The sequence below is a fragment of the Campylobacter concisus genome (assembly GCF_902460845.1).
GTDB classification, from domain to species: domain Bacteria; phylum Campylobacterota; class Campylobacteria; order Campylobacterales; family Campylobacteraceae; genus Campylobacter_A; species Campylobacter_A concisus_X.
In genome coordinates this window covers 161141-182272 of sequence record NZ_CABPVS010000003.1, presented here as the reverse complement: position 1 = coordinate 182272, position 21132 = coordinate 161141, and the positions used below count along the sequence as shown (strand labels likewise).

Annotated in this window: 30 protein-coding genes; 22 read left to right on the top strand and 8 right to left on the bottom strand. The window is 36.7% G+C overall.

What is annotated here, in order from left to right; genetic code table 11:
• The first annotated feature begins 10 nt into the window (after positions 1-10).
• The 22 genes from F3H00_RS04070 to F3H00_RS03965 all read left to right on the top strand — a co-directional run bounded on the left by F3H00_RS04070 (position 11) and on the right by F3H00_RS03965 (position 15649).
• The gene (locus F3H00_RS04070; RefSeq protein WP_021091068.1) at positions 11-517 is read left to right on the top strand and encodes a DUF6115 domain-containing protein; all 507 of its coding nucleotides are present in this window, start codon (positions 11-13) and stop codon (positions 515-517) included.
• A gap of 138 nt (positions 518-655) precedes the next feature.
• Positions 656-1624 carry a GTP 3',8-cyclase MoaA gene (gene moaA, locus F3H00_RS04065; RefSeq protein ID WP_072593973.1) on the top strand — a complete coding sequence of 323 codons (969 nt, stop codon included), beginning with the start codon at positions 656-658 and terminating at the stop codon, positions 1622-1624.
• Positions 1624-2379, top strand: coding sequence for a 7-carboxy-7-deazaguanine synthase QueE (locus F3H00_RS04060; RefSeq protein ID WP_149703717.1), 756 nt, complete (start codon positions 1624-1626; stop codon positions 2377-2379). Before moaA ends, F3H00_RS04060 begins: the two co-directional genes overlap by 1 nt.
• On the top strand, positions 2379-2960 hold the full coding sequence (locus F3H00_RS04055) for a 6-pyruvoyl trahydropterin synthase family protein (RefSeq protein ID WP_084109216.1): 582 nt from the start codon (positions 2379-2381) through the stop codon (positions 2958-2960). The genes F3H00_RS04060 and F3H00_RS04055 overlap by 1 nt, the downstream gene beginning before the upstream one ends.
• Positions 2960-3163 (top strand): hypothetical protein, encoded by a 204-nt coding sequence (locus F3H00_RS04050; protein WP_103618729.1) that lies wholly within the window; start codon positions 2960-2962, stop codon positions 3161-3163. The genes F3H00_RS04055 and F3H00_RS04050 overlap by 1 nt, the downstream gene beginning before the upstream one ends.
• Entirely contained in the window at positions 3160-3561 is a 402-nt protein-coding gene (locus F3H00_RS04045) for a hypothetical protein (RefSeq protein WP_149703716.1), read from the top strand. Before F3H00_RS04050 ends, F3H00_RS04045 begins: the two co-directional genes overlap by 4 nt.
• Positions 3562-4218, top strand: coding sequence for a 16S rRNA (uracil(1498)-N(3))-methyltransferase (locus tag F3H00_RS04040; RefSeq protein WP_149703715.1), 657 nt, complete (start codon positions 3562-3564; stop codon positions 4216-4218). It abuts the gene before it with no gap.
• Between the two features lie 83 nt (positions 4219-4301).
• Positions 4302-4502, top strand: a complete 201-nt coding sequence (gene rpmE, locus F3H00_RS04035; RefSeq protein WP_002942443.1) for a 50S ribosomal protein L31 — start codon at positions 4302-4304, stop codon at positions 4500-4502.
• A gap of 3 nt (positions 4503-4505) precedes the next feature.
• Positions 4506-5321: a 16S rRNA (cytidine(1402)-2'-O)-methyltransferase gene (gene rsmI / locus F3H00_RS04030; protein WP_149703714.1), complete on the top strand. Its 816-nt coding sequence runs from the start codon at positions 4506-4508 to the stop codon at positions 5319-5321.
• Positions 5322-5432: 111 nt separating this feature from the next.
• Complete coding sequence (gene rlmB / locus F3H00_RS04025) at positions 5433-6113, top strand: 23S rRNA (guanosine(2251)-2'-O)-methyltransferase RlmB (protein ID WP_103604185.1); 681 nt, start codon at positions 5433-5435, stop codon at positions 6111-6113.
• Positions 6106-7047 (top strand): phosphatidylglycerophosphate synthase, encoded by a 942-nt coding sequence (locus F3H00_RS04020; protein WP_148800330.1) that lies wholly within the window; start codon positions 6106-6108, stop codon positions 7045-7047. The genes rlmB and F3H00_RS04020 overlap by 8 nt, the downstream gene beginning before the upstream one ends.
• Complete coding sequence (locus F3H00_RS04015; RefSeq protein WP_148800332.1) at positions 7041-7823, top strand: hypothetical protein; 783 nt, start codon at positions 7041-7043, stop codon at positions 7821-7823. Before F3H00_RS04020 ends, F3H00_RS04015 begins: the two co-directional genes overlap by 7 nt.
• Positions 7824-7832: 9 nt before the next feature.
• Complete coding sequence (locus tag F3H00_RS04010) at positions 7833-9041, top strand: LL-diaminopimelate aminotransferase (RefSeq protein ID WP_084109200.1); 1209 nt, start codon at positions 7833-7835, stop codon at positions 9039-9041.
• Positions 9038-10300 carry a homoserine dehydrogenase gene (locus F3H00_RS04005; protein ID WP_148800334.1) on the top strand — a complete coding sequence of 421 codons (1263 nt, stop codon included), beginning with the start codon at positions 9038-9040 and terminating at the stop codon, positions 10298-10300. The genes F3H00_RS04010 and F3H00_RS04005 overlap by 4 nt, the downstream gene beginning before the upstream one ends.
• A 1-nt stretch (position 10301) precedes the next feature.
• Positions 10302-10643, top strand: a complete 342-nt coding sequence (locus tag F3H00_RS04000) for a YraN family protein (RefSeq protein WP_149703713.1) — start codon at positions 10302-10304, stop codon at positions 10641-10643.
• 72 nt (positions 10644-10715) lie between these two features.
• Complete coding sequence (gene trxA, locus F3H00_RS03995; protein ID WP_012001054.1) at positions 10716-11030, top strand: thioredoxin; 315 nt, start codon at positions 10716-10718, stop codon at positions 11028-11030.
• Complete coding sequence (locus F3H00_RS03990) at positions 11030-11476, top strand: hypothetical protein (RefSeq protein ID WP_148800338.1); 447 nt, start codon at positions 11030-11032, stop codon at positions 11474-11476. Before trxA ends, F3H00_RS03990 begins: the two co-directional genes overlap by 1 nt.
• A 9-nt stretch (positions 11477-11485) precedes the next feature.
• Positions 11486-12424, top strand: a complete 939-nt coding sequence (locus tag F3H00_RS03985) for an NAD(P)/FAD-dependent oxidoreductase (RefSeq protein WP_148800340.1) — start codon at positions 11486-11488, stop codon at positions 12422-12424.
• A gap of 146 nt (positions 12425-12570) precedes the next feature.
• A complete protein-coding gene (gene dapB / locus F3H00_RS03975; protein WP_149703711.1) occupies positions 12571-13341 on the top strand; it encodes a 4-hydroxy-tetrahydrodipicolinate reductase in 771 nt (256 codons plus the stop codon).
• The gene (locus F3H00_RS10315) at positions 13334-13483 is read left to right on the top strand and encodes a hypothetical protein (RefSeq protein WP_187424118.1); all 150 of its coding nucleotides are present in this window, start codon (positions 13334-13336) and stop codon (positions 13481-13483) included. The genes dapB and F3H00_RS10315 overlap by 8 nt, the downstream gene beginning before the upstream one ends.
• Positions 13484-13655: 172 nt before the next feature.
• A complete protein-coding gene (purF, locus tag F3H00_RS03970; protein WP_107811560.1) occupies positions 13656-14993 on the top strand; it encodes an amidophosphoribosyltransferase in 1338 nt (445 codons plus the stop codon).
• Entirely contained in the window at positions 14990-15649 is a 660-nt protein-coding gene (locus F3H00_RS03965) for a DUF8095 domain-containing protein (RefSeq protein ID WP_148800345.1), read from the top strand. Before purF ends, F3H00_RS03965 begins: the two co-directional genes overlap by 4 nt.
• Before the next feature lie 99 nt (positions 15650-15748).
• Here the strand turns inward: F3H00_RS03965 and F3H00_RS03960 are convergent, their stop codons facing one another.
• The 8 genes from F3H00_RS03960 to F3H00_RS03925 all read right to left on the bottom strand — a co-directional run bounded on the left by F3H00_RS03960 (position 15749) and on the right by F3H00_RS03925 (position 21060).
• Positions 15749-16300, bottom strand: a complete 552-nt coding sequence (locus tag F3H00_RS03960; protein ID WP_148800593.1) for a DUF2393 family protein — start codon at positions 16298-16300, stop codon at positions 15749-15751.
• The gene (locus F3H00_RS03955) at positions 16300-16830 is read right to left on the bottom strand and encodes a DUF2393 family protein (protein WP_148800346.1); all 531 of its coding nucleotides are present in this window, start codon (positions 16828-16830) and stop codon (positions 16300-16302) included. Before F3H00_RS03955 ends, F3H00_RS03960 begins: the two co-directional genes overlap by 1 nt.
• Entirely contained in the window at positions 16814-17554 is a 741-nt protein-coding gene (hisIE, locus tag F3H00_RS03950) for a bifunctional phosphoribosyl-AMP cyclohydrolase/phosphoribosyl-ATP diphosphatase HisIE (RefSeq protein WP_148800348.1), read from the bottom strand. The genes F3H00_RS03955 and hisIE overlap by 17 nt, the downstream gene beginning before the upstream one ends.
• Before the next feature lie 2 nt (positions 17555-17556).
• On the bottom strand, positions 17557-18675 hold the full coding sequence (locus tag F3H00_RS03945) for a prohibitin family protein (protein ID WP_148800350.1): 1119 nt from the start codon (positions 18673-18675) through the stop codon (positions 17557-17559).
• Positions 18676-18692: 17 nt separating this feature from the next.
• Positions 18693-19607: a branched-chain amino acid transaminase gene (locus F3H00_RS03940; RefSeq protein ID WP_021090882.1), complete on the bottom strand. Its 915-nt coding sequence runs from the start codon at positions 19605-19607 to the stop codon at positions 18693-18695.
• Between the two features lie 104 nt (positions 19608-19711).
• A complete protein-coding gene (locus tag F3H00_RS03935; RefSeq protein ID WP_148800351.1) occupies positions 19712-20353 on the bottom strand; it encodes a thiol:disulfide interchange protein DsbA/DsbL in 642 nt (213 codons plus the stop codon).
• Positions 20354-20362: 9 nt separating this feature from the next.
• Positions 20363-20860: a thioredoxin-dependent thiol peroxidase gene (gene bcp / locus F3H00_RS03930; RefSeq protein WP_085657869.1), complete on the bottom strand. Its 498-nt coding sequence runs from the start codon at positions 20858-20860 to the stop codon at positions 20363-20365.
• Positions 20857-21060, bottom strand: coding sequence for a tautomerase family protein (locus F3H00_RS03925; RefSeq protein ID WP_021090801.1), 204 nt, complete (start codon positions 21058-21060; stop codon positions 20857-20859). The genes bcp and F3H00_RS03925 overlap by 4 nt, the downstream gene beginning before the upstream one ends.
• Positions 21061-21132 lie beyond the last annotated feature (72 nt).

The window sequence follows — 21132 nt, the reverse complement described above, 5'->3', positions numbered from 1 at the left end:
AAGGAAAAATATGGAAATTTATATCTTTTTAGGCTTTGGTATCGTTTTGGCGATAATAGTAGCTTTAATGTTGATAAAAGATAGTGAGACAAATAAAAAATTTGCGAGATTTGAGCGAGCGATAGAAAGCGTTATGCAAGAAAATTTCAATCTAAAAAAGCAAATTTCAATGCTTGAGGGCGAGGCGTTTAAAAATAGTGAACAATATGAGCCACTTAAAAAACAGATAAAAGAAAATATTGATTTGCAAATAAATGAGAAAATTGTGCCAATAATTCGTGCGATTAAGAGCATTGAGCGAGTAATTGATGATTTTGCAACAGAGCAAAAAGACAGGATAGTTAGTCTTGAAGAGAGAACAAGAGATATTAATAAAATCGCACCAAGCGTCATCAATGAAGAAGAACAAATTCTAAAAATGTTTAAAGACGGAAAAAGTGCAGCGATGATCGCAAAGGACCTTCATGTTGGAATGGGGCGAGTCGAGTTTGTGCTTAAATTTCATAAATTAGCCTAAATTTACAGGCTAATTTTAAAAAGACTAATCTACTCTTAAACTACAAAAATTGGCTTAAATTTTTATTTTGATTTAAATCTTTTAACATATAATTGAAAAAATTATAAAAAGCTCTAACCAAGCTTAAGAAGGTGCTTTATGCTAATCGATAAATATGGTCGGGTTGTTGATTATTTAAGGATTTCTGTAACTCAGCGTTGCAACTTTAGGTGTAGGTATTGTATGCCTACAACGCCATTTAGCTGGACGCCAAGAGAGAATTTATTAACCTTTGAGGAGCTATTTTTATTTGTAAAAGTGGCTATCGACGAAGGTATAAAAAAGATAAGAATCACTGGTGGCGAACCGCTTGTGCGTAAGGATTTAGACGTTTTTATAAAGATGATAAGTGATTATAATCCAGACATTGATCTAGCGCTTACTACAAATGGCTATATGCTTTCACACTTTGCCAAAAGGCTAAAAGACGCTGGACTAAAGCGCATAAATATGTCGCTTGATACATTAAATGAGCAAAAGGCTAAATTTATCGCACAAAAAAGCGTCTTGCACGAAGTTTTGGCTGGCTTTGAAGCGGCTCATGATGCTGGATTAAAGGTAAAAATTAACACTGTTGCACTAAAAGGTGTAAATGATGATGAGCTTATAAATTTGCTCGAGTTTGCTAAATTTAGAGATTCTCAGATCAGATTTATTGAGTATATGGAAAACTCACACGCTAAAGATGATCTAAAAGGGCTAAGTAGCGATGAAATTTTAAAAATCATCTCACAAAAATATAATGTCACAAAAGATGGAAAACTACCAAATGCGCCCGCGTCTATTTATAGACTTGATGATGGTTATAAATTTGGTATCATAGATCCACACAAGCACGACTTTTGCGAGAGTTGCAACCGTATCAGACTAAGTGCCGAGGGACTTTTGATACCTTGCCTTTACTTTGAAGAGGCTCTTAGTATCAAAAAAGCGGTTGAAAAAGGTGATATCGTAGCTGCAAGTGAAATTTTAAGACAAGTGCTAGCAAACAAACCAAAAGAGAACAAATGGGCGATAGGCGCTAGTAATGAAACCTCTTCGCGTGCCTTTTATCAAACTGGTGGTTGATGAGCAAAGAGCTAGAGCTAGTTGAAGCGTTTTTAAGTATCCAAGGCGAAGGGGCTTACCAAGGCAGACTCGCCATATTTTTACGCTTTTTAGGTTGCAACTTAAACTGCTCTGGCTTTGGCGTGCAAACAAAATCTTTAAAAACTGGTGAAAATCTCTTAGGTTGCGATAGTATAAGGGCTGTTTTTAAAGGGCATTTTGATCACAAAACATACAACGCAGATGAAATTTTAAGCTTAGTTGATAACCTATGTAAAGGTTTAATGCAAAAGCCTATTATTGTTTTAACCGGTGGTGAGCCGCTCATCTGGCATGAAAATGAAAATTTTATAAATTTGGTAAAGAAATTGCTTGAAGATTATGAAGTGCATTTTGAGACAAATGGCACGATTTTAGTTGATTTTACTAAATATGAAATTTATAAAAAATGCCATTTTGCACTTGGTGTAAAACTAGCAAATAGCGGAGTTAGCGAGCAAAAACGCATAAATTTAGACGCTATTTTGACTATTAAAAATAATGCAAAAAGTAGCTTTTTAAAATTTGTGCTATCTCGTTGCGACGATAGTGAGCTAGATGAGATCATGAATATAAAAAACAAAGTGAATTTGCCAGTTTGGTGCATGGCGATGGGTGCAGATAGAGCAGAGCTTAGTAAAAATGCTTTAAAGACGGCAGAATTTGCCATAAAGTATGGATTTAACTACTCGGAGCGTATCCACATCAGGCTTTGGAGCGATAAAGAAGGTGTTTGATGATTATTAGAAAGCTTTTTAGATTTGAAAATGCACATATTGTGAGATTTTGCAGCTCAAAGCGTTGTAGGACTAGTATCCACGGACACAGCTATGTGGCTGAAATTTTACTTAGCTCAAATTTTCTTGATAACGCCGGCATGGTTTATGATTTTGGCTTAATGAAGCAAAACATAAAAACGATCATTGATAGTTTTGACCACGCTACGACAATATTTTCAGGCGATAATGTTGAGTATAAAAATGATCTAAAAAAGCACTCGGCAAGATGGATCGAGATCCCACTAAATCCAAGTGCAGAGCAGTTTTGCCGCATATTTTTTGTACTCATAGAAAGACTACTTGAGCTTAGTGTGATGAACAACGGTGAGCGTGAAGTGAAGCTTCATAGCATTATCGTGCATGAGACTGATACAGGCTATGCACAGTGCTTTAAAGAGGACGCCATAAATGCGCAAATGGGCGAGATAAAGCTAGATGAGATAAAATTTTCAGATGCTATCATAGAAGAGTGGGAAGATAAAAATTTATTCGAGAAAATGAAAAATAGGTTAAAAATAGAAATTCCAAAGGACGTTTGATGAAAAAAATTATAACTTCTTTTTTATTTATAGCTGGTCTATTTGCGGGTTGTGGAGATAAAGATGAGACTAAAAATGATATTAGCGAGCCAGTGCCTAGTGATGTGACCATAGCTCAACCAGACGCAAATGTCACAATCGATGAACAACTCCCGCCTGAGCCAGTCGTCGAAGAGAACGAGCCTTCTAAAGAGAAGAAATGAACGAACATCTCTCCTCACTTTTTGCATACACTTTGCCTTTTCATGTGATATTTTTTTATGCACTAGTTGCCTGTAATGTGCTTTATTTAATACTTACTCAGTTTGGTAGCAATAGTAAAAACTATGTGCTTTGTATAAGATATTTTTTACCGATTTATCATATGTTGCTTAGTTTTCTTGCGCTTACTGGACTTATTTTATGGGCGTATTATGGATATGAGTTTAAATTTAGTGCCATAAAAATGTTAATTATCTTAATAATTTTAATCGCACTTAGTGCCATAGGTTTTAAAAGGCTAAAAATTTATGCAGCTAATGGCGACTTAGAAAAATTTAAAAAATTCGCCCTTATTAAGGGATTTTGTGATCTTGTTTTAGTTGTAGTTGCAGGGATTTAGATGAAATTTTTATATGATAAAAATGCAGGTAATGAAAGCTTAAAGATAGTAAATGAAGCTTTTTTGCACCTAAAAGCTAGAAGAATGCAAGCTGGTGAGCGAATGAGTGTTAGAAATTTACGAGATTTTAAAGAGTATATTTATGAAATTGATGAGATTGATAGGCGAAGTGCGAGCTTAAGTCTTGTCTTTGCTAGCTTAAATGGTGAGCAAAAATTCGACTTTACGATCGCTTGGGCTATCGTCGATCCAAAGACGATTGAAAAGACATTGCCATTTTTAAACGAACTTGGCGTTGGTAAAATAGCTTTTGTCTATACTAAATTTTCTCAGGCAAATTTTAAGATAGATATCGAGAGGCTAAACTACATAAATGCTCTCTCTTGCGAGCAGTGTGGGCGAACTTCACTAATGGAGTTTGAAGTTTATAAAAATTTGGACGAGCTAATGAGTGTTTATAAAAATATCTCAGCTATAAATTTTGGCGGTAAGAGCTTAAATGAGAAAAAAGGTGATGAGCTTTTAATAATTGGTCCAGAGGGTGGATTTAGCGAGGATGAGATGGCTAAATTTAAAAATATCTACTGCCTAAATACTAAAAATATTTTAAGATCACAGACTGCGGTTATCTCAGTAGCGGCAAAATTCCTGGCTTAATTTATTTGATTTTTAGATTTCTTTTTATATAATCAGCAACTTTTAATGTAGATAATTAGCCCAAAAATAATAAAGGAAAAATGATGAAAAAAGATATCCATCCAGAATACGTAGATTGCACTGTAACTTGTGCTTGCGGAAACACTTTTAAAACAAAGTCAAACAAAAGCGAGATCAGAATTGACATTTGCGACAAGTGCCACCCATTTTTCACAGGCAGCGAAAAGATAGTTGATAGTGCTGGTCGTGTTGAGAAATTTAAGAAAAAATACGCTCAAAAATAAGCCTTGCTCTACTTTATTCCTACTCCAATAGGAAATTTAGAAGATATCTCGCTTCGTGCGATTAGAATTTTGCGTGAATGCGAGATAGCTATCTGTGAAGATACAAGAGTCTGCAAAAGTCTTGTAAATCTACTAAACGAACGCTTTGACGCAAGTATAAATATATCAAAATTTATTCCACTTCACACTCATAACGAAGATGACTTTTTCACAAATTTAAGTGATGATTTTTTTAGTAAAAATGTAGCCTACATGAGCGATGCTGGTATGCCAGGTATCAGTGATCCAGGCGTTAGCCTAGTAAGATACGCTCAAAAAAATAATATCGAATATGAAATTTTAAGTGGAGCAAATGCCGCACTTTTAAGTGTAGTTGCAAGCGGACTTTGTGATAAAGAATTTGTCTTTTTAGGCTTTTTACCAAATACTGGTAGAGATAGGTCCTTGGCTATTCAAAATGCTCTAAATTTAGCCTATCCAGCCGTTATTTACGAAAGCCCAAAACGCATACTAGACTTAGTACAAAGTATCGCAAATCTAGAGCCTGAGAGAGAAATTTTTGCCATAAAAGAGGCCACAAAAAAATTTGAGAGTAAGATTAAAGATAGTGCTAAAAATTTAGTCCAAATTTTAGAAAAAGCAAATTTAAGTGGAGAGTGGGCGATTGTCATCTCAAAAAGTAACAAAACAGCCACTCAAAATATCACAAAAGATGAGATACTTTTGCTTGATCTTGCTCCAAAAGTAAAAGCAAAATTGCTTAACAAAATAACTGGAGAAGATGTAAAAAAGATATATGATGAACTTGCGAAAGCTTAAATTATAGGCCGCAAAACTACTAAGTGACATTGAAACGAAAGTGCAAAATTTACTCTAGCTACATACAAAAATAAGTTAAATTTTAATTGACTTTAGCTACCATAAGTTACCATGATAATATACGGAAAACAACTATTTTTACATATTTTGAACAAGCGACCACAGATATTAGAAGAGATATATCTCTCAAAAGAGTGTGACAAAAAACTCTTCTCTAAAATTTGTGGCACAGGCAAAAAAATTATTCGCGTGGATAATCAAAAAGCGCAGTCTTTAGCTCGCGGTGGAAACCATCAAGGTTTTTTAGCGAATGTTAGTGAGTTTGAATTTTCAGACATTGCTGAGCTTAAAAAGCTAAATTTTATCGCCATTCTTTACGGCATAAGCGATGTTGGCAATATTGGTGCTATCGCTAGAAGTGCCTATGCTCTAGGCTGCGAAGGTCTTGTAATAGTAGCAAAAAGCATAAATATGCAAGGCGTTTTAAGATCAAGTAGTGGCGCTGCCTATGAGATACCAATAGCGATTTTTGAAGACGGACTTAGTTTGTTAAATGAACTAAAGCAATTTGGTTTTAAAATTTATGCAACAGCAAGTGATGGCAAAAACGTAAAAGAGATGAGGTTTGCTGGTAAAAGAGCTTTGGTGATGGGCTCAGAAGGCGAAGGCATACCGCAAAAAGCTCTAGCAAAGTGTGATGAGTGTATTGGTATAAAGTTAAAAGAGGGCTGGGACTCCTTAAATGTAAGTGCAGCTTTTGCAATAATTTGTGACAGGATGATAGATGAATGAATTAGAGAATTTAAAAGAGATAGGTATAAAGGAAATTTCACGTAAAACGCATATTGAGCCTACATTTTTACAATATATTTTTGATAAAAATTTTGAAAAATTATCACGTTTAAATATTAGGGGCTATGCCAAAATTTTACAACGTGAATATAATGTTGATTTGAGCGAGTTACTAGCTGAATATGATGCCTTTATGCAAGAAAATACTCCAGATGAGAGTCACAAAACTAAAGTTACTCCAAAAATTTCTTCTTACACTCCAAAAGATATTACCATACAAAAACAAAGCGGTAGTGGCGGCGGTGGATTTTTATTTTGGCTCATCATTTTAGCTATTATCGCTGGTGGGACATATCATTTTGATGCTTACAAATATATCGAGAATTTTTTATCGTTTTTAAATGACGAGAATAAAAGCGTGAGCTATTCGCAGTCAAGCATAGTAAATGAGGTGAAGAAAAATATCATCGATACAAATATCACCATCTCTCAAAATAGCCCTAAAATAGAGGCAAACATATCAAGTGTGAAAATTTCAGCTCCAGTTGAGCAAAATGTGACAACAAGTCCTGCAAACATGGAGCAAAATGCTGTAAAGCCAAGCATGGCAGCTCAGCCAGCTCCTAAGATAGAACAAAATATTACAAAGCCACTAAATGAGGCGGTCATCACACCAAAACAACGCGTCTGGATAGGCGTCATTAACCTTGAAAATGGTCAAAAAATATCAAACGACACAAGTAAAAGCATAAATATAAATTTAGACCAAAGGCAGCTCGTAGTTTGCGGAAATGGCAACATTGAGCTAAAGATCGGCGATAAGGTGACAAAATACAATCCAAGTCGCCCGGCTAGGTTTTTAGTAGAAAATGGAGAGATGAAATTTGTGAGTTATGATGAGTTTGTAGAACTTAACAAGGGCAAATCTTGGTAAGAAAAATAGCAATTTTTACCGCTTTTAGTGTATTTGCATATGCTTTTAGCTTACAAACTAGTGCAAGTGCTTTAAGCAATGTTGAAAATGTACAAATTTCTTTAGAAAATTTAGACCAAAATGGCTCACTCAATGTCAATGAGCTAGTATCAAGATTAAAACAAAACTCGAGTTACGATAGCATTTCATTTGGTTCAAATAGTTTGAATTTAAAATTTATAAGCGAGCAAAAAGTTCCTTCTACATTATTTGTAAAATCAATAAATTTAACTCTAGACGATGCTAACATAAGTATTTCAAGGATAAATTCTCTAAAAAATGGAGATCAAATTTCTTATGGAATTTTAGCCATAAAAAATGGCGGAATAGATCCAAGCTTATTAAGCTTAGCACTTAGTCAAAGCGGTTTTAAAATTTTAGGATTTGATAGAGTTGATGGGAATTTAGAGATATTTTTAGATGCTCAGAATATGATCCTTAGGGCTGCAAAGGTAAATTTTGACGAAGAGACACCACTTTTAAAAAGCGGTGGTACTTATTTTGTTGATGTTGAGGGTGCAAGTAGTCTGGATATCGTATCAAAAGAGTCAAATAGATGGATGCCACTTGTTAGAATTTATGATAAAAATTTAAATCAGATTGACTCTATAAAAGAGGAGCAAGCAAAAACCGCCGTTTCTATAAATTTAGCAATAGGCGCAAAATACGCATTAATTAGCGACAATGTTGATATAAATAATATAAAAAATGAGATAATTATCAAGCTTATAAAATAGGAGTAAGCAGTGTTTGATGAGATAAGATTTAATACAATTGAGCGTTTGCCAAACTACGTTTTTGCCGAAGTAAATGCAATAAAAATGGCTGCACGAAGAGCTGGCGAGGACATCATCGACTTTTCTATGGGTAATCCTGAGGGCAGAACACCACAGCACATCGTCGATAAACTATGCGAAAGCGCGCAAAAGGACAAGACTCACGGCTACTCAGCCAGTGCTGGAATTTACAAGCTCCGCCTTGCCATTTGCAACTGGTATAAGCGAAAATACGGCGTAAATTTAGACCCAGACACTGAAGCAGTCGCCACGATGGGTAGCAAAGAGGGTTTTGTTCACTTAGCTCAAGCTGTGATAAACCCAGGCGATGTGGCTATCGTGCCTGACCCTGCTTATCCGATACACACGCAAGCGTTTTTATTTGCTGGCGGAAGTGTCGCAAAGATGCCACTTCACTACAATGATAAATTTGAGTTAGATGAGAATAAATTTTTTGAAAATTTGATCCAAACGATACACGCAAGCTCGCCAAAACCAAAATACGTAGTCGTAAATTTCCCGCACAATCCAACGACCGTGACAGTGCAAAAGAGCTTTTACGAGCGCCTTGTAAGCATTGCAAAACAAGAGAGATTTTATGTCATATCTGACATCGCCTACGCTGATCTTACATTTGATGGCTACAAAACGCCAAGTATCTTTGAAGTAGATGGCGCAAAAGACGTTGCAGTCGAGTGCTACACACTTTCAAAAAGCTATAACATGGCTGGCTGGAGAGTTGGGTTTATGTGCGGAAATAAAAGGCTTTGTGCAGCACTTAAAAAGATAAAATCATGGGTTGATTACGGCATGTTTACGCCGATACAGGTGGCTGCCACAGTCGCACTTGACGGCGATCAAAGCTGCGTTGAAGAGATACGCCAAATTTATGAAAAAAGAAGAGATGTGATGATAGAGGCCTTTGCTCAGGCTGGTTGGGAGCTTAAAAAACCAAGCTCTAGTATGTTTATTTGGGCGAAACTACCACCAAAAGTTAGCCATTTAGGTAGTCTTGAGTTTTCAAAGCAGCTTCTTACAAAGGCATCAGTCGCAGTTAGTCCGGGTATTGGTTTTGGCGAGGGCGGAAACGACTATGTGCGTCTAGCTCTTATCGAAAACGAAAATAGAATAAGACAAGCAGCTAGAAATATAAAAAAATATTTGAAAGAATTTGAATGAATGTAGCGATATTGGGCGTTGGAACCGTTGGTGAGTCAGTTGCTAAAATTTTACTAAAAAACAAAAAGCTAATCGCAGCAAGAAGTGGCGAGGAGATCGTACCAGTCATAGGAGTGGTCAGAAATTTAAATAAAAAAAGAAATGCTGGCATCCCTTTGACTGACGATATAAATAGCGTTATAAACCGCGATGACATCGATGTTTTTGTCGAACTTATGGGTGGTGTGGAAGAGCCTTTTAGGGTTGTGAGTGAAATTTTAAAGCGAAAAAAAGCAGTCGTGACTGCAAACAAAGCACTTCTTGCCTATCACAGATATGCTTTGCAAAATTTAGCCAAAAATATACCATTTGGCTTTGAAGCAAGCGTGGCTGGTGGCGTGCCGATCATTAGAGCATTAAGAGAAGGCTTGAGCGCAAATCACATCGTTAGCATAAATGGCATACTAAACGGAACTAGTAACTTTATCCTAACCTCGATGATGGATGAGGGTTCAAATTTTAAAGACGCTCTTAAAAAGGCGCAGGAGCTTGGGTATGCCGAGGCTGATCCTACTTTTGACGTGGGTGGTTTTGATACAGCACACAAACTGCTAATCCTTGCTAGCATCGCATACGGCGTGCACGGCGACCCAGAGGATATCTTGATAGAAGGAATACAAGGCATCACTCCTGAGGATATATTCTTTGCAAAAGATTTTGAATACTCGATAAAACTTCTAGCCATCGCCAAAAAAAGCGAGGGCAAAGTCGAGCTACGCGTACATCCAGCACTTGTGCCGCAAAATAAAATGATAGCAAAGGCAAGCGGTGTGACAAATGCGATCAGTGTCGTTGGCGAGGTCGTTGGCGAGACGATGTACTATGGACCTGGAGCTGGTGGCGATGCAACGGCAAGTGCAGTTATCAGTGATCTTATCGACATCGCAAGAGATAGCAAATCGCCGATGCTTGGATATAAAGTGCCGTTTGAATTAAATACGCTTGAGCTGCTTGACCGCGATAGGATAAAGACGAAGTACTACTTTAGGTTAAAAGTCGAAGATAAAATGGGTGTGCTAGCAAAGATTACAAATTTAATGAGCGAAAATAACTTATCGATCGATAGCATACTTCAAAAACCAAAAGATGAGAGCGAATTTGCGGTATTGTTTTTTACGACACATACGAGTCTTGAGGCTGATGTAAGAAGGACAATTGAAATTTTAAAAGAGCAAGAGTATATAAAAGAAGAGCCATTTATGATGAGGATCGAGGAGTAGTTTGGGGCTAAAAGAGTATCTCTTTGTCAAAAGCTCAGAAGATAGGGCATGCGAATTTTTACAAAAGCTCGGTTTTATCATTTTAGAGAGAAATTTTCACTCTAAATTTGGCGAGATCGACATTATCGCACTAAGTAGTGATAAAATTTTACACTTCATAGAGGTAAAAGCAACTAGCGGAGAATATGAAGCAGAGTATAGACTAAATAATGCAAAATATATAAAAATTTTAAAAACTATAAATTTTTATATGATGAAAAATGAGCCAAATAGAGATTTTCAAGTCGATTTAGTTGTCATAAAAAATGAAAATTTAGAACTAATAGAAAATATTAGCTTATAATAAAATTTATTATTTAGATAAAATTTAAATTTAATTTGTATAATTGCCACATTTTAAAAATAAGGAGAAAAAATGGGAAAATACATCGAACTTACAAAAGAAAATTTTGATGTTACAAAAGAAGGCGTTGCTTTAGTAGACTTTTGGGCTCCATGGTGCGGACCTTGCCGTATGCTAGCTCCAGTGATCGAAGAGCTTGCTGAAGACTTTGACGGCAAAGCAAAAATTTGCAAGGTAAATACTGACGAAGTGCAAGATCTTGCAGTTGAGTTTGGCATCAGATCGATCCCAACATTGCTATTTTTCAAAAATGGCGAGCTAGTTGAGCAAATGGTCGGTGCACAGTCAAAACAAGCCTTAACTGACAAACTAAATTCGCTTCTTTAATGAGCGAAAAAAGAAGAGGAAGTCTGCTTCCTCTTACATATATATTTGGTTCATTTTTTGGTGCAGCTATGATAGCAGTTGCATTTGCGTATAGCAACTATCGTTTTTCACAATATAAATTTGTTGATTTTGCGAAGCTAGTTTTCTACGAAAAAAGCGAAATTTTCACTCCAAAAGAGCCAAAATACACGCTTTTAATCTTTAGCTCAAATCAATCAAAATTAGACGAAATTTTACCAATCAAAAATGAAACAGTTGTGGTAATCGATATCTTTCAAAAAAGATATGAGTCAAACTCAACACTAAAATATATAAGCTCAGATATAAATACGGTCTTGGAGCTGATGCAAAATTTGAGCATCACAAAGCTTCCTAGCAGTGTTGAGATAGTTCATCAAAAAGGCGAAATTTACAAACAAAATTCGTCCATAAATGTTTTAGAATAAAGGAAATTTATGCTTGATTTAGCAATCATCGGAGGCGGTCCAGCAGGACTAAGCGCCGGACTTTACGCCACTAGAGGCGGACTAAAAAATGTTGTAATGTTTGAAAAAGGCGAGCCTGGCGGTCAGATCACCTCTAGCTCAGAGATAGAAAACTACCCAGGTCAAAAAGCCCCTGGCGAAAGTGGCTTTGACTTTATGAGCACTTGGTGGAAACAGTGCAGCGCATTTGGGTTAGTTCACAAGTGGGCAAATGTCATTGGCGTTAGAAAAAATAGTGACGGTAGCTTTGAAATTTTACTTGAAGGCGGCAAGAGCGAGCAGGCAAAGGCTGTCATCGTAGCAACTGGCTCAACTCCAAGACGTGCTGGCTTTAAAGGCGAGGACGAGTTCTTTGGCAAAGGCGTAAGTACATGCGCGACATGCGATGGCTTCTTTTATAAAAACAAAGAAGTGGCTGTTCTTGGCGGTGGCGATACGGCTGTTGAAGAGGCACTTTATCTAGCGAATATCTGCTCAAAAGTCTATCTTATCCATAGACGTGACGAGTTTAGAGCAGCACCTACGACCGTTGAAAAAGCTAGAAAAAATGAGAAGATCGAGTTTATAACAAGTGCGACTATAAAAGAGGCGCTTGGCGATAAAATGGGCCTAACAAAGATCGTGCTTGATACCAAAAATAGCGAGCGTGTGCTTGATGTGCCGGGAATTTTTACCTTTGTTGGGCTAAACGTAAATAACGAAATTTTAAAAGACGAAAATGGCAAATTTATCTGCGAAATGGCTGATGGTGGACAGGTCAAGACAAACCTTAAGATGCAAACTAGTCTAAAAGGACTATTTGTGGCAGGCGATATTAGAGAAGACGCTCCAAAACAAGTGGTCGTAGCAGCAGGTGATGGCGCAGTGGCTGCACTTAGCGCTATGAGCTACATAGAAAGCTTGCATTAATACTCAAATTTAGCCAATTTTTTGGCTAAATTTTTCTTCTTTTTTTCTATTAAATTTTTGATTTTATACGTATTTTTAAAGCCTATTCGTAATCTATCTATAATAAATTTTATGTTAAATTTCAACCAAAAATCAAAGGATAAATTTTGGTAAAAATAGGCCTTTATGGTGCTAGTGGAAAGATGGCTCAAAGTATCATTTCTTGTTTAAAAGATGAAAAAGATGCTACTTTAAGCATCGCTTTTAGCCAAAAAAATCAGGTTGAAAATTTAAATAGCGAACTTTTGACAAATGACTTTGCTAAATTTTTTGAAGCATGCGATGTGATAATCGACTTTAGCCAAAAAGAGGCTACAGTAGCACTGCTAAACTACGCTAGAACTAATCCAAAACCACTAGTTATCGGTACGACGGGACTAAATGACGAAGATAAAAATTTACTCCACCTAGCATCTGGAACTATGCCTATTCTTTACGCAATAAATATGAGTTTGGGCGTAGCTGTACTAAACCGCCTTGCAAGGATCGCTTCAAAGGTTTTAAGAGAATTTGACATAGAGATCGTTGAGCAACACCATAGGCACAAAAAGGACGCTCCAAGCGGCACAGCAATGACCTTAGCTGGTTGCGTGGCTGAGGCTAGGGATTTAAATTTAAAAGATGTTTTAGTAACTGGTAGAGCCGGCATGGTAGGGGCTAGGAGCAAAGACGAGATCGCAGTTATGGCACTTCGTGGTGGAGATGTGGTCGGTCGCCACACAGTTGGCTTTTATAATGACGGCGAATTTATTGAGCTAAATCACACCGCAACGAGTAGGGCAACCTTTTCAAAAGGTGCTATCAGGGCTGCCATTTGGCTAAAAGATCAAAATAGTGGCCTATACTCGATAGACGATAGTTTAGGACTTGATGATTAAATTTGAGCTTGATGATGTAGAGAACTACAAGCTAGAACTTGTTGATAAATTCTACCTGCCGGAGCGTGAAAAGCGTCAAAATTTAAGAACTGACGATATAGTAAAGCTTATATTTAGATTTGAAGATGATGAGTTTGCTTAGGTTGAGCGCATGTGGGTGGTCGTTAGCGAGACAAATAGCGGCGAATTTACCGGCATTTTAGACAATGAACCATTTATTTACAAAAGGCTGTTTAAATGTTGGCGATGAGATCAAGTTTAACTACAAAAATGTTCTTGAAATTTACAAAGATGATGAAAACTAAAGGAAAAAAATGTGTGCAATAGTTGGTATTATAAATTCTAAAGATGCAGCAAAAACTGCGTATTATGCGTTATTTTCTATGCAGCATCGTGGCCAAGAGGCAAGCGGCATTAGCGTTTGTGATGATGGAGAAATTTCTACTCACAAGGGTAATGGCCTAGTTACAGAGGTCTTTAATGAAGAAATTTTAAGATCGCTAAAAGGTGATATGGCTATTGGTCACAACCGATATGCAACTGCTGGTAAAAACTCGGGTCGTGATGCTCAGCCAATAGCCGCTAATTACTCTTTGGGACAAATTTCAATCGTCCATAATGGAAATTTGGTAAATAAAGATGAGGTTAGAGATGAGCTTATTAAGGATGGTGCGATATTTCAGACAAATATGGATACTGAAAACATCATCCATCTAATCGCAAGAAACCATAGCGAACACTTGCAGGACCGTATTATCGCAGCACTTGATAAGATAAAAGGTGCTTATTGTCTGCTTATCCAGTCACGCCATAAAACCTTTGCAATAAGAGATCGCTGGGGTGTTAGGCCGCTAAGTCTTGGCAGGCTAAAAGATGGTGGATATATCGTAGCTAGCGAGACTTGCGCTTTTGATCTTGTGGGAGCTAGCTTTATAAGAGATATTAGGCCTGGTGAGATGATAGTTTTTGAACATGGAAAAAGTGAGTTTCAAAGTATCCAAATTTATGATCCAGATCCTAGAATTTGTGCATTTGAATATATCTATTTTGCTCGCCCAGATAGCGTGATAGAAGGTAAAAGTGTCTATGAAGTTAGAAAAAAAATGGGTGAAGTACTAGCTAAAAAGAGCAAAATTAAAGCAGATTTCGTCGTACCTGTACCAGATAGCGGTGTGCCAGCAGCGCTCGGATATGCAAACGAGAGCAAGATCCCTTTTGAGCTAGCTATCACTAGGAACCACTATGTGGGTAGAACCTTCATCGAGCCAAGCCAAGAGATGAGAAATTTAAAAGTTAAGCTAAAACTTAACCCGATGTCATCGGTTCTAAAAGGTAAAAGTATTGTTGTTATCGATGATAGTATCGTTCGCGGTACTACTTCAAAAAAAGTGGTTGATCTTTTAAGACATGCTGGTGCTAAAGAGATTCATTTTAGAGTCGCTTGTCCTGAGCTTAAATACCCTGAGCGATACGGTATCGATACGCCAAGCTTTGAAGAGTTAATAAGCTCTAAAAAAAATGCAGAGGAAGTAAGAGAATATATCGGTGCAGATAGCTTAGAATTTTTAAGCATAGACGAACTTAAAGAAAGTATCGGCAATGAGCGAAAATATTCGCTTGTAAGCTTTGATGGTGACTATTTCATAAAGTGAAAAATTTAGCTATTTTTTTGCTTGTTGCACTATTTTTTAGTGGTTGCTCACAAAAGAATCCAAGCAAAAAAGACGTTTCTATTTACGTAAGCTACTATGAGATAAATGGCGCAAAACAGCAGCTGCAAATAAAAACCGTTCAAAATTTTATAGAACAAAATGCTAGTGTGCCATTTTTTGGTGTAGTCAATTTTTTAGCAGAAGATAAAATTTTAAATGCTTATTCGCTTGCAAAAGGTACTATAAACGTACTTGAGGTAAATAATAGCTCTATAAATTTAAATAAATCAAGTGATATACTAGCTTTAAAAAAAGCTAATGAGATAAAATTTTATGAGATAAGGCCTGATGTGCTTGAGAGTGTTAAATTTAGCTCACAAAATAGTGTTTGCAGCGATTTTTTGTTGCAAAAGCCAGTGCATGTAAATGTAGCAACAAACTACTATTTAAGAGATGATAGCTTTTTTGCAAGCATCATAGAAGCAAATTTCTTTTATAAAAAAGGTGCAAAGGTCCTAAAAAAAGAGTTTGTTTATAATATAGCCGAGACTAAAATCCTTGAAGAAGCAAAAGAATTTACACAAAAAACAAAGCAACTCTTTTTAAATGACCTACAAAAATTGGGCAGGCTACTTGATATACTTTGTACTTTTTAAATCTTTTCAGATACTAAAAAAGATAAAATTTACTCTAAAATCAAACTAAGACTTAGCGTTTTATCCTATGAAATTTGTAAAAATTTGCTTTAAATTTGATTAGTAGCAATTTAGTTTTGTGATATTCATGCCATTTTTAAAGTAAGGCGGATATGGCATATATACGGTAAATGGTGTGCTTTTTTGCTTTGGTAAATTTTTGGCTACATCAAATTTATATTCAACTGTATTTGGCCTCTCGTCCTTATCTGTACCAAGAACCCATGAGAAAAATGAAAGCCCACTTGGCTTAAAAAATGCTTCCCCGCCAAGGTCATTTTTATTTAGCGGTTGATTGATTAGTTTGACTGTCAGCGTGCAGTTGCTAATTGTAAATTTACCGATATTTCTCACTTGCCCCTTAAAAACAATACTCTCATTTCGCAAAATTCGCTCACTTTTTACATTTTCGAGCATACCTTTTTTTGTATATTTATCAAGCACTAGCATCAAAAAAACAGCAAGTGTGGTTGAGACTAGAATGTTTGTAAAAAATAGTGATAAAAATAACTTTCGCTCAGCCCTAAGTGAGAGAACAAGAAATAAAATGGAAAGCAGAGCAATCGCAAAAAGAACGATAATATGAGCGATCGTAAAATATGCTGAGCTCATCAAAAACACTCCACTTTTTTAGAGATATTGTAGTCTATAAATGCGAAATCATTGACAAATTCTTTAACCTCAATGCTTTGCTTTGGTAAAAATTCCTCGTTTAAGATGATTCTTTTTCTAGCAAATGGATTAAGTGAGTTAAAAAAATCTTTCGTATTTTGTCTTGAGCTTAGATAGAAGTCAAGCTCGATTTTACAGATACTAAGTGCATTATTTGAATTATTTGTAATATTAAAATCAACTATTAGTGCATCAACATATTGAAGCTGCTTGGTAGTTATTTTGCTTATGCTAACTGGTCTTAAATTTTCATTTATATATTTGTTCGCGTAGTAATTACCTATAAAAAGTCCAAAAAAACCAGCCAAAATAAATAAAAATCCTATCTGCCACCATGACTTTATCGCTATAAAAATCCCTAAAAGCACAATTAGTATAAATGCTAAAAATATCCAGCCATAGGTTAGAAAATCAATGAGCTTTGCATTTTGCAATACAAAAAGCAAGTTGTGCTTAATGCTGTTTAACATCTCGCGATCTTTTCTCTTCAATGCCACTTATGCCAAAACGCCTTGCAAGTTCGTTTTTTACAGCATCTGGATGGATATTATGGGCTGAAAGTGCTACAAGTGCATGAAAGCAAAGGTCGGCTGCTTCATAGATCAGATCATCTTTTGCTTTTTGCTCATTTTGCTTTGAGTTTTCTGCGAAACTAAGATCCTTTGCAGCCATTATAAATTCGCCAGCCTCTTCGCCAACTTTCTTTAAAATTTGATTTTCACCTTTTTTAAAAAGATTTGCCACATATGAAGTTTCAGGGTTAGCATTTAGCTTTCTATCTTCTATTACATGGTAAAGCTCATCAAGCACACCATAATTTATTTTTTTGACTTCAACTTTTGTATCTAAAATTTTGCCGTCATGCAAATTTATCTCATTAAAAAAACATGACCTTGCTCCAGTGTGACAAGCAGTGCCTCCGTTTTGAATCACTTTTAAAAGCAAAGTATCGTTGTCGCAGTCTAAAAAAGCAGCCTTTATCTCCTGAGTGTTGCCACTTTCTTCGCCCTTTTTCCAAATTCTATTTTTGGTGCGTGAAAAGTAGTGAGCGTAACGGCTAGATAGACTTAAATTTAATGCTTCTTCGTTCATGTAAGCAAGCATTAAAACTTCGTTTGTAGCATGATCGCAAACCACTACTGGAAGCAATCCGCCAACTTTTTGCCAGTCTATACTTTTCGTTACGCTATTCATTTTTATCTCTCGCTTACTGAGCTAGCTCTTGCTTTATCTTTTGCGTCTAGCCAGATATTTGGCACAGCTCCGCCAGGTGTTAAGAAAATTTTAGCATCTTTGTTTTCTTTTAGGGCTTCGTTAAATTTATTTTGCGTTTCGATCTGCTTTAAATTTAGTAGATTTTGATCGACACTTTTTGCAACCTCTTTGTTTGCATACGCAGTTGCGTCAGCCTCGATTTTAATGGCATCAGCCTTACCTTTTGCTTCAATAATCGCAGCTTTAGCGGTACCTTCTGCAAGTGCGGCTTGTTTTAAGGCTTCTTGATTTGCTCTTTCTACTTCGTATTTTGTTCTTTCAGCTTCTTGCTTTGCGATCTGAACGCGTTCGATCTGCTCTTTTACCTTTGAAGGCAAGATGATCTCACGAAGCTGGACTGTTAAAAGCTCAACTGGCTTATTTGGCTGAGAGTCGATATCTTTTCTTATGCCATCATCGATTTGTCTTGCTAGATCGTTTCTCTTTGTTGGAAGCTCTTCTGCTGTATATTTACCAGCGATACTGCGAACCACGTCACGAACGACAGGATCAACTATCTTACTCTCCCAGCTAAGACCCCAAGAGGCAATAGTTTGAGGGGCATTTTCTGGATTTAAACGGTATTGCACAGTAATATCAATGCTAACTGGTAAATTTCTAGCATCAAGCACTGAAATAGAATTTTTACGTAAAATTCCAGCGCCAACGCCTTGATATGATTTTTGCATTGATTCGCCCATATCCTCGCCAGAAGTATAGTTTATGATCCTAACTCTGGTGTCCACGATGATGATGTCTTGGATAAAAGGTAAAAAGAAGTGAAAGCCTGGTTGCAAAGGATTTGGCTCGTATTTACCTGCCGTAGACTTGATGCCAACTTCGCCTGAGTGAATCACTTTAAATGGCTGAGTGATAGCAAAAATAGCAATAATTGCAATTACAATGTAGGCAAGTGCTCCAAATTTACCAAAACCATTTGGCAAATTTGGCATTTTAAAGTCCTTTTTGAAAGGTGGCTCTTTGTCGCTATTTTGACCTGAGCCTCTGTTGTCATTACCTGGCTTTTTTTTATTGAAATAATCGTTTAAATCAGCGGGCATTTCGTTCCTTTAAATTTTTAAATATATGTTAAAAATGATTCATACTTTTTGTTTAGACCATAAACTACGTCAAAATAAGCTTTTTGTAGTCTCTTTGTCACTTCGCCTCTAGCTCCGTTGCCGATAATGCGGTTATCTATGCTATTTATCGGTGTTACTTCAGCTGCAGTACCAGTGAAAAATGCCTCGTCAGCTGTGTAAGCCTGATCTCTTGTGATGCGCTCTCTTCTTACTTCTATGTCAAGATCATGAGCAAGTCTTATGACTGTATCTTGAGTGATGCTAAGTAGGCTGTTGTCGTTTGGTGGAGTGATTAAAACGCCGTTTTCAACGATAAAGAAACACTCGCCTGGGCCTTCAGCTACAAAGCCCTCGCTATCAAGAAGTAGCGCCTCGTCGTATCCAGCCTCTTTTGCCTCGTAGTTTGCCATTTGTGAGCTTAGGTAGTTTGAGCTAGCTTTTGCTCTGTTCATTTGAGCAGCAGGTGCGAGTTTGGCAAAGCTTGAAATTTTAACTCTAATGCCTTTTTCTAGACCTTCATCGCCAAGATAAGCACCCCATTCCCATGAAGCGATAGCGGTTTGCACTGGCGCTTTTGTGTGAGCTACACCCATTACGCCGTATCCTAAAAATATAAGTGGGCGGATATAAACATTGCCGTCATATTTGTTTGCGCGAAGAAGCTCTATTTGCGCTTTTTCAAGCTCTTCCTCGGTGTAAGGTACATTTAAAACAGTCATTTTTGCTGATCTTAAAAGCCTTTTTGTATGATCTTGGAGTCTAAAAATAGCTAGACCTTTTTTTGTTTTATAAGCTCTTGTACCTTCAAATACGGCATTAGCGTAGTGCAAAGAGTGAGTTAGAACGTGTACTTTTGCATCGTCCCATTTAACCAATTTTCCATCCATCCAGATAAATTCTGAAGCATTCATTGTTAAACCTTTCTTTTTTCTTAGAAATTTTGGTCTGAGTTTATCTAAAATTGCTTTAAATTTACATTTCTAAGACCAAAATTTGCAGATATTACCCGCCAAAACTACTTATCTAAAAGCTCTTGTATCGTCTTTGCCATCTCATCTATTGATGAAGCCGCACTTAAATTTATTAGATATTTCCCGCTTACTACAAAAGCTGGCACACCGCTAATGCTAGCGACATCATAAGAGGCAAACCACGCATCTAAAAGCTCTTTTGCTCTTTCGCTATTTAGTGCTTTTTCGTAGTTGTTCTTGCTCACGTGAGCTGCTTTAAGGGCTAAATTTATAAATTTCTCTTTGTCTTTGCCATCATCAAAATCATCTTTTTCATCATGTCTTGCTTTATAGATCGCAAATTTTGCTTGCTTAAATTTTGACTCATCGCTTAGTAGATCAGTGCCATTTGCCTCATCTATCGATATAAGAGCGGCAAAAATTTTACTCGCGGTCTCGCCAAGTTTGCCTTTTGTGCTTAGATGATATGGGATAAATTTCACATCTTCAAGCTTTGATATCAGCTTTTTTGTGATAGTCCGGTCAAATTTATAGCAGTGTGGGCAGTCATAGCTAAAGACCTTAACGACCGAGTTTTTAGGCACATTAAGCGGCTTTGCTAAAGTTTGATACTCCACGCCTTCAGTCAGTGCTGATAAATTTAGCGCAAAAAACGCACTTAAAATTAGCATTTTTATAAGCTTCATCTTTGCTCCTTATTTTGCTAGATCAGCTAGTACTTTTGCGGCGTGATCTTTGGCTTTTACGCTTTTATAAATTTTAACTATCTTGCCGTCTTTGCCGATCACAAAGGTGCTTCTAACGATACCAAGATACTCTTTGCCATAGTTTTTCTTGACTTGCCAAACGCCATAAAGCTTTGAAATTTCTTTATCCTCATCACTTAATAGAATGTGCTTTAAATTTTGCTTTGCTATAAAGCCAACGTGTGATTTCACACTATCTGGGCTAACACCGATGATGACGGTATCGTTTTTGATAAACTGATCGTAGTTTGCGCTAAATTCGCAAGCCTCAGTCGTGCAGCCTGGAGTGTTGTCTTTTGGGTAGAAGTAAAGCACTACATTTTTGCCTATAAAGTCCTTTAATGCGACCTTTACGCCGTCTTGATTTAGCGCTTCAAACTCTGGCGCCTTGTCACCAACTTCAAGTGTTATCTTTCTCTCCAAATCTGCTTTGCTAAATTCGCTCATTTTATCCCCTTTCTCTTATCTTCTACGCTTTCGCCACCTACGCCGATGTTGCTAGCGTCGTGAGTTTCTATGAAAATCATAACCGCCTCTTTTTTCTTGCCAAGTACTCTTACAAGCGTCTCAGTCACCTCTTTAAAGACTTGATCTTTTTGCTCTTTTGTCGGCTCTGGGCCTGCTATTTTGATATTAACATAAGGCATTTTTGCTCCTTTTTCAAGATGTAAAATATTAGCCAAAATGAGTGAAATTTCAGATTAAAGCCTTTATTTAAG

Excerpts from the sequence above, each read along its gene's own strand:
- F3H00_RS04070 (WP_021091068.1), top strand. The coding sequence starts at position 11 with ATGGAAATTTATATCTTTTTAGGCTTTGGTATCGTTTTGGCGATAATA.
- moaA (WP_072593973.1), top strand. The coding sequence starts at position 656 with ATGCTAATCGATAAATATGGTCGGGTTGTTGATTATTTAAGGATTTCT.
- F3H00_RS04060 (WP_149703717.1), top strand. The coding sequence starts at position 1,624 with ATGAGCAAAGAGCTAGAGCTAGTTGAAGCGTTTTTAAGTATCCAAGGC.
- F3H00_RS04055 (WP_084109216.1), top strand. The coding sequence starts at position 2,379 with ATGATTATTAGAAAGCTTTTTAGATTTGAAAATGCACATATTGTGAGA.
- F3H00_RS04050 (WP_103618729.1), top strand. The coding sequence starts at position 2,960 with ATGAAAAAAATTATAACTTCTTTTTTATTTATAGCTGGTCTATTTGCG.
- F3H00_RS04045 (WP_149703716.1), top strand. The coding sequence starts at position 3,160 with ATGAACGAACATCTCTCCTCACTTTTTGCATACACTTTGCCTTTTCAT.
- F3H00_RS04040 (WP_149703715.1), top strand. The coding sequence starts at position 3,562 with ATGAAATTTTTATATGATAAAAATGCAGGTAATGAAAGCTTAAAGATA.
- rpmE (WP_002942443.1), top strand. The coding sequence starts at position 4,302 with ATGAAAAAAGATATCCATCCAGAATACGTAGATTGCACTGTAACTTGT.
- rlmB (WP_103604185.1), top strand. The coding sequence starts at position 5,433 with ATGATAATATACGGAAAACAACTATTTTTACATATTTTGAACAAGCGA.
- F3H00_RS04020 (WP_148800330.1), top strand. The coding sequence starts at position 6,106 with ATGAATGAATTAGAGAATTTAAAAGAGATAGGTATAAAGGAAATTTCA.
- F3H00_RS04005 (WP_148800334.1), top strand. The coding sequence starts at position 9,038 with ATGAATGTAGCGATATTGGGCGTTGGAACCGTTGGTGAGTCAGTTGCT.
- trxA (WP_012001054.1), top strand. The coding sequence starts at position 10,716 with ATGGGAAAATACATCGAACTTACAAAAGAAAATTTTGATGTTACAAAA.
- F3H00_RS03990 (WP_148800338.1), top strand. The coding sequence starts at position 11,030 with ATGAGCGAAAAAAGAAGAGGAAGTCTGCTTCCTCTTACATATATATTT.
- F3H00_RS03985 (WP_148800340.1), top strand. The coding sequence starts at position 11,486 with ATGCTTGATTTAGCAATCATCGGAGGCGGTCCAGCAGGACTAAGCGCC.
- F3H00_RS10315 (WP_187424118.1), top strand. The coding sequence starts at position 13,334 with ATGATTAAATTTGAGCTTGATGATGTAGAGAACTACAAGCTAGAACTT.
- purF (WP_107811560.1), top strand. The coding sequence starts at position 13,656 with ATGTGTGCAATAGTTGGTATTATAAATTCTAAAGATGCAGCAAAAACT.
- F3H00_RS03960 (WP_148800593.1), bottom strand. The coding sequence starts at position 16,300 with ATGAGCTCAGCATATTTTACGATCGCTCATATTATCGTTCTTTTTGCG.
- F3H00_RS03955 (WP_148800346.1), bottom strand. The coding sequence starts at position 16,830 with ATGTTAAACAGCATTAAGCACAACTTGCTTTTTGTATTGCAAAATGCA.
- hisIE (WP_148800348.1), bottom strand. The coding sequence starts at position 17,554 with ATGAATAGCGTAACGAAAAGTATAGACTGGCAAAAAGTTGGCGGATTG.
- F3H00_RS03945 (WP_148800350.1), bottom strand. The coding sequence starts at position 18,675 with ATGCCCGCTGATTTAAACGATTATTTCAATAAAAAAAAGCCAGGTAAT.
- F3H00_RS03940 (WP_021090882.1), bottom strand. The coding sequence starts at position 19,607 with ATGAATGCTTCAGAATTTATCTGGATGGATGGAAAATTGGTTAAATGG.
- F3H00_RS03935 (WP_148800351.1), bottom strand. The coding sequence starts at position 20,353 with ATGAAGCTTATAAAAATGCTAATTTTAAGTGCGTTTTTTGCGCTAAAT.
- bcp (WP_085657869.1), bottom strand. The coding sequence starts at position 20,860 with ATGAGCGAATTTAGCAAAGCAGATTTGGAGAGAAAGATAACACTTGAA.
- F3H00_RS03925 (WP_021090801.1), bottom strand. The coding sequence starts at position 21,060 with ATGCCTTATGTTAATATCAAAATAGCAGGCCCAGAGCCGACAAAAGAG.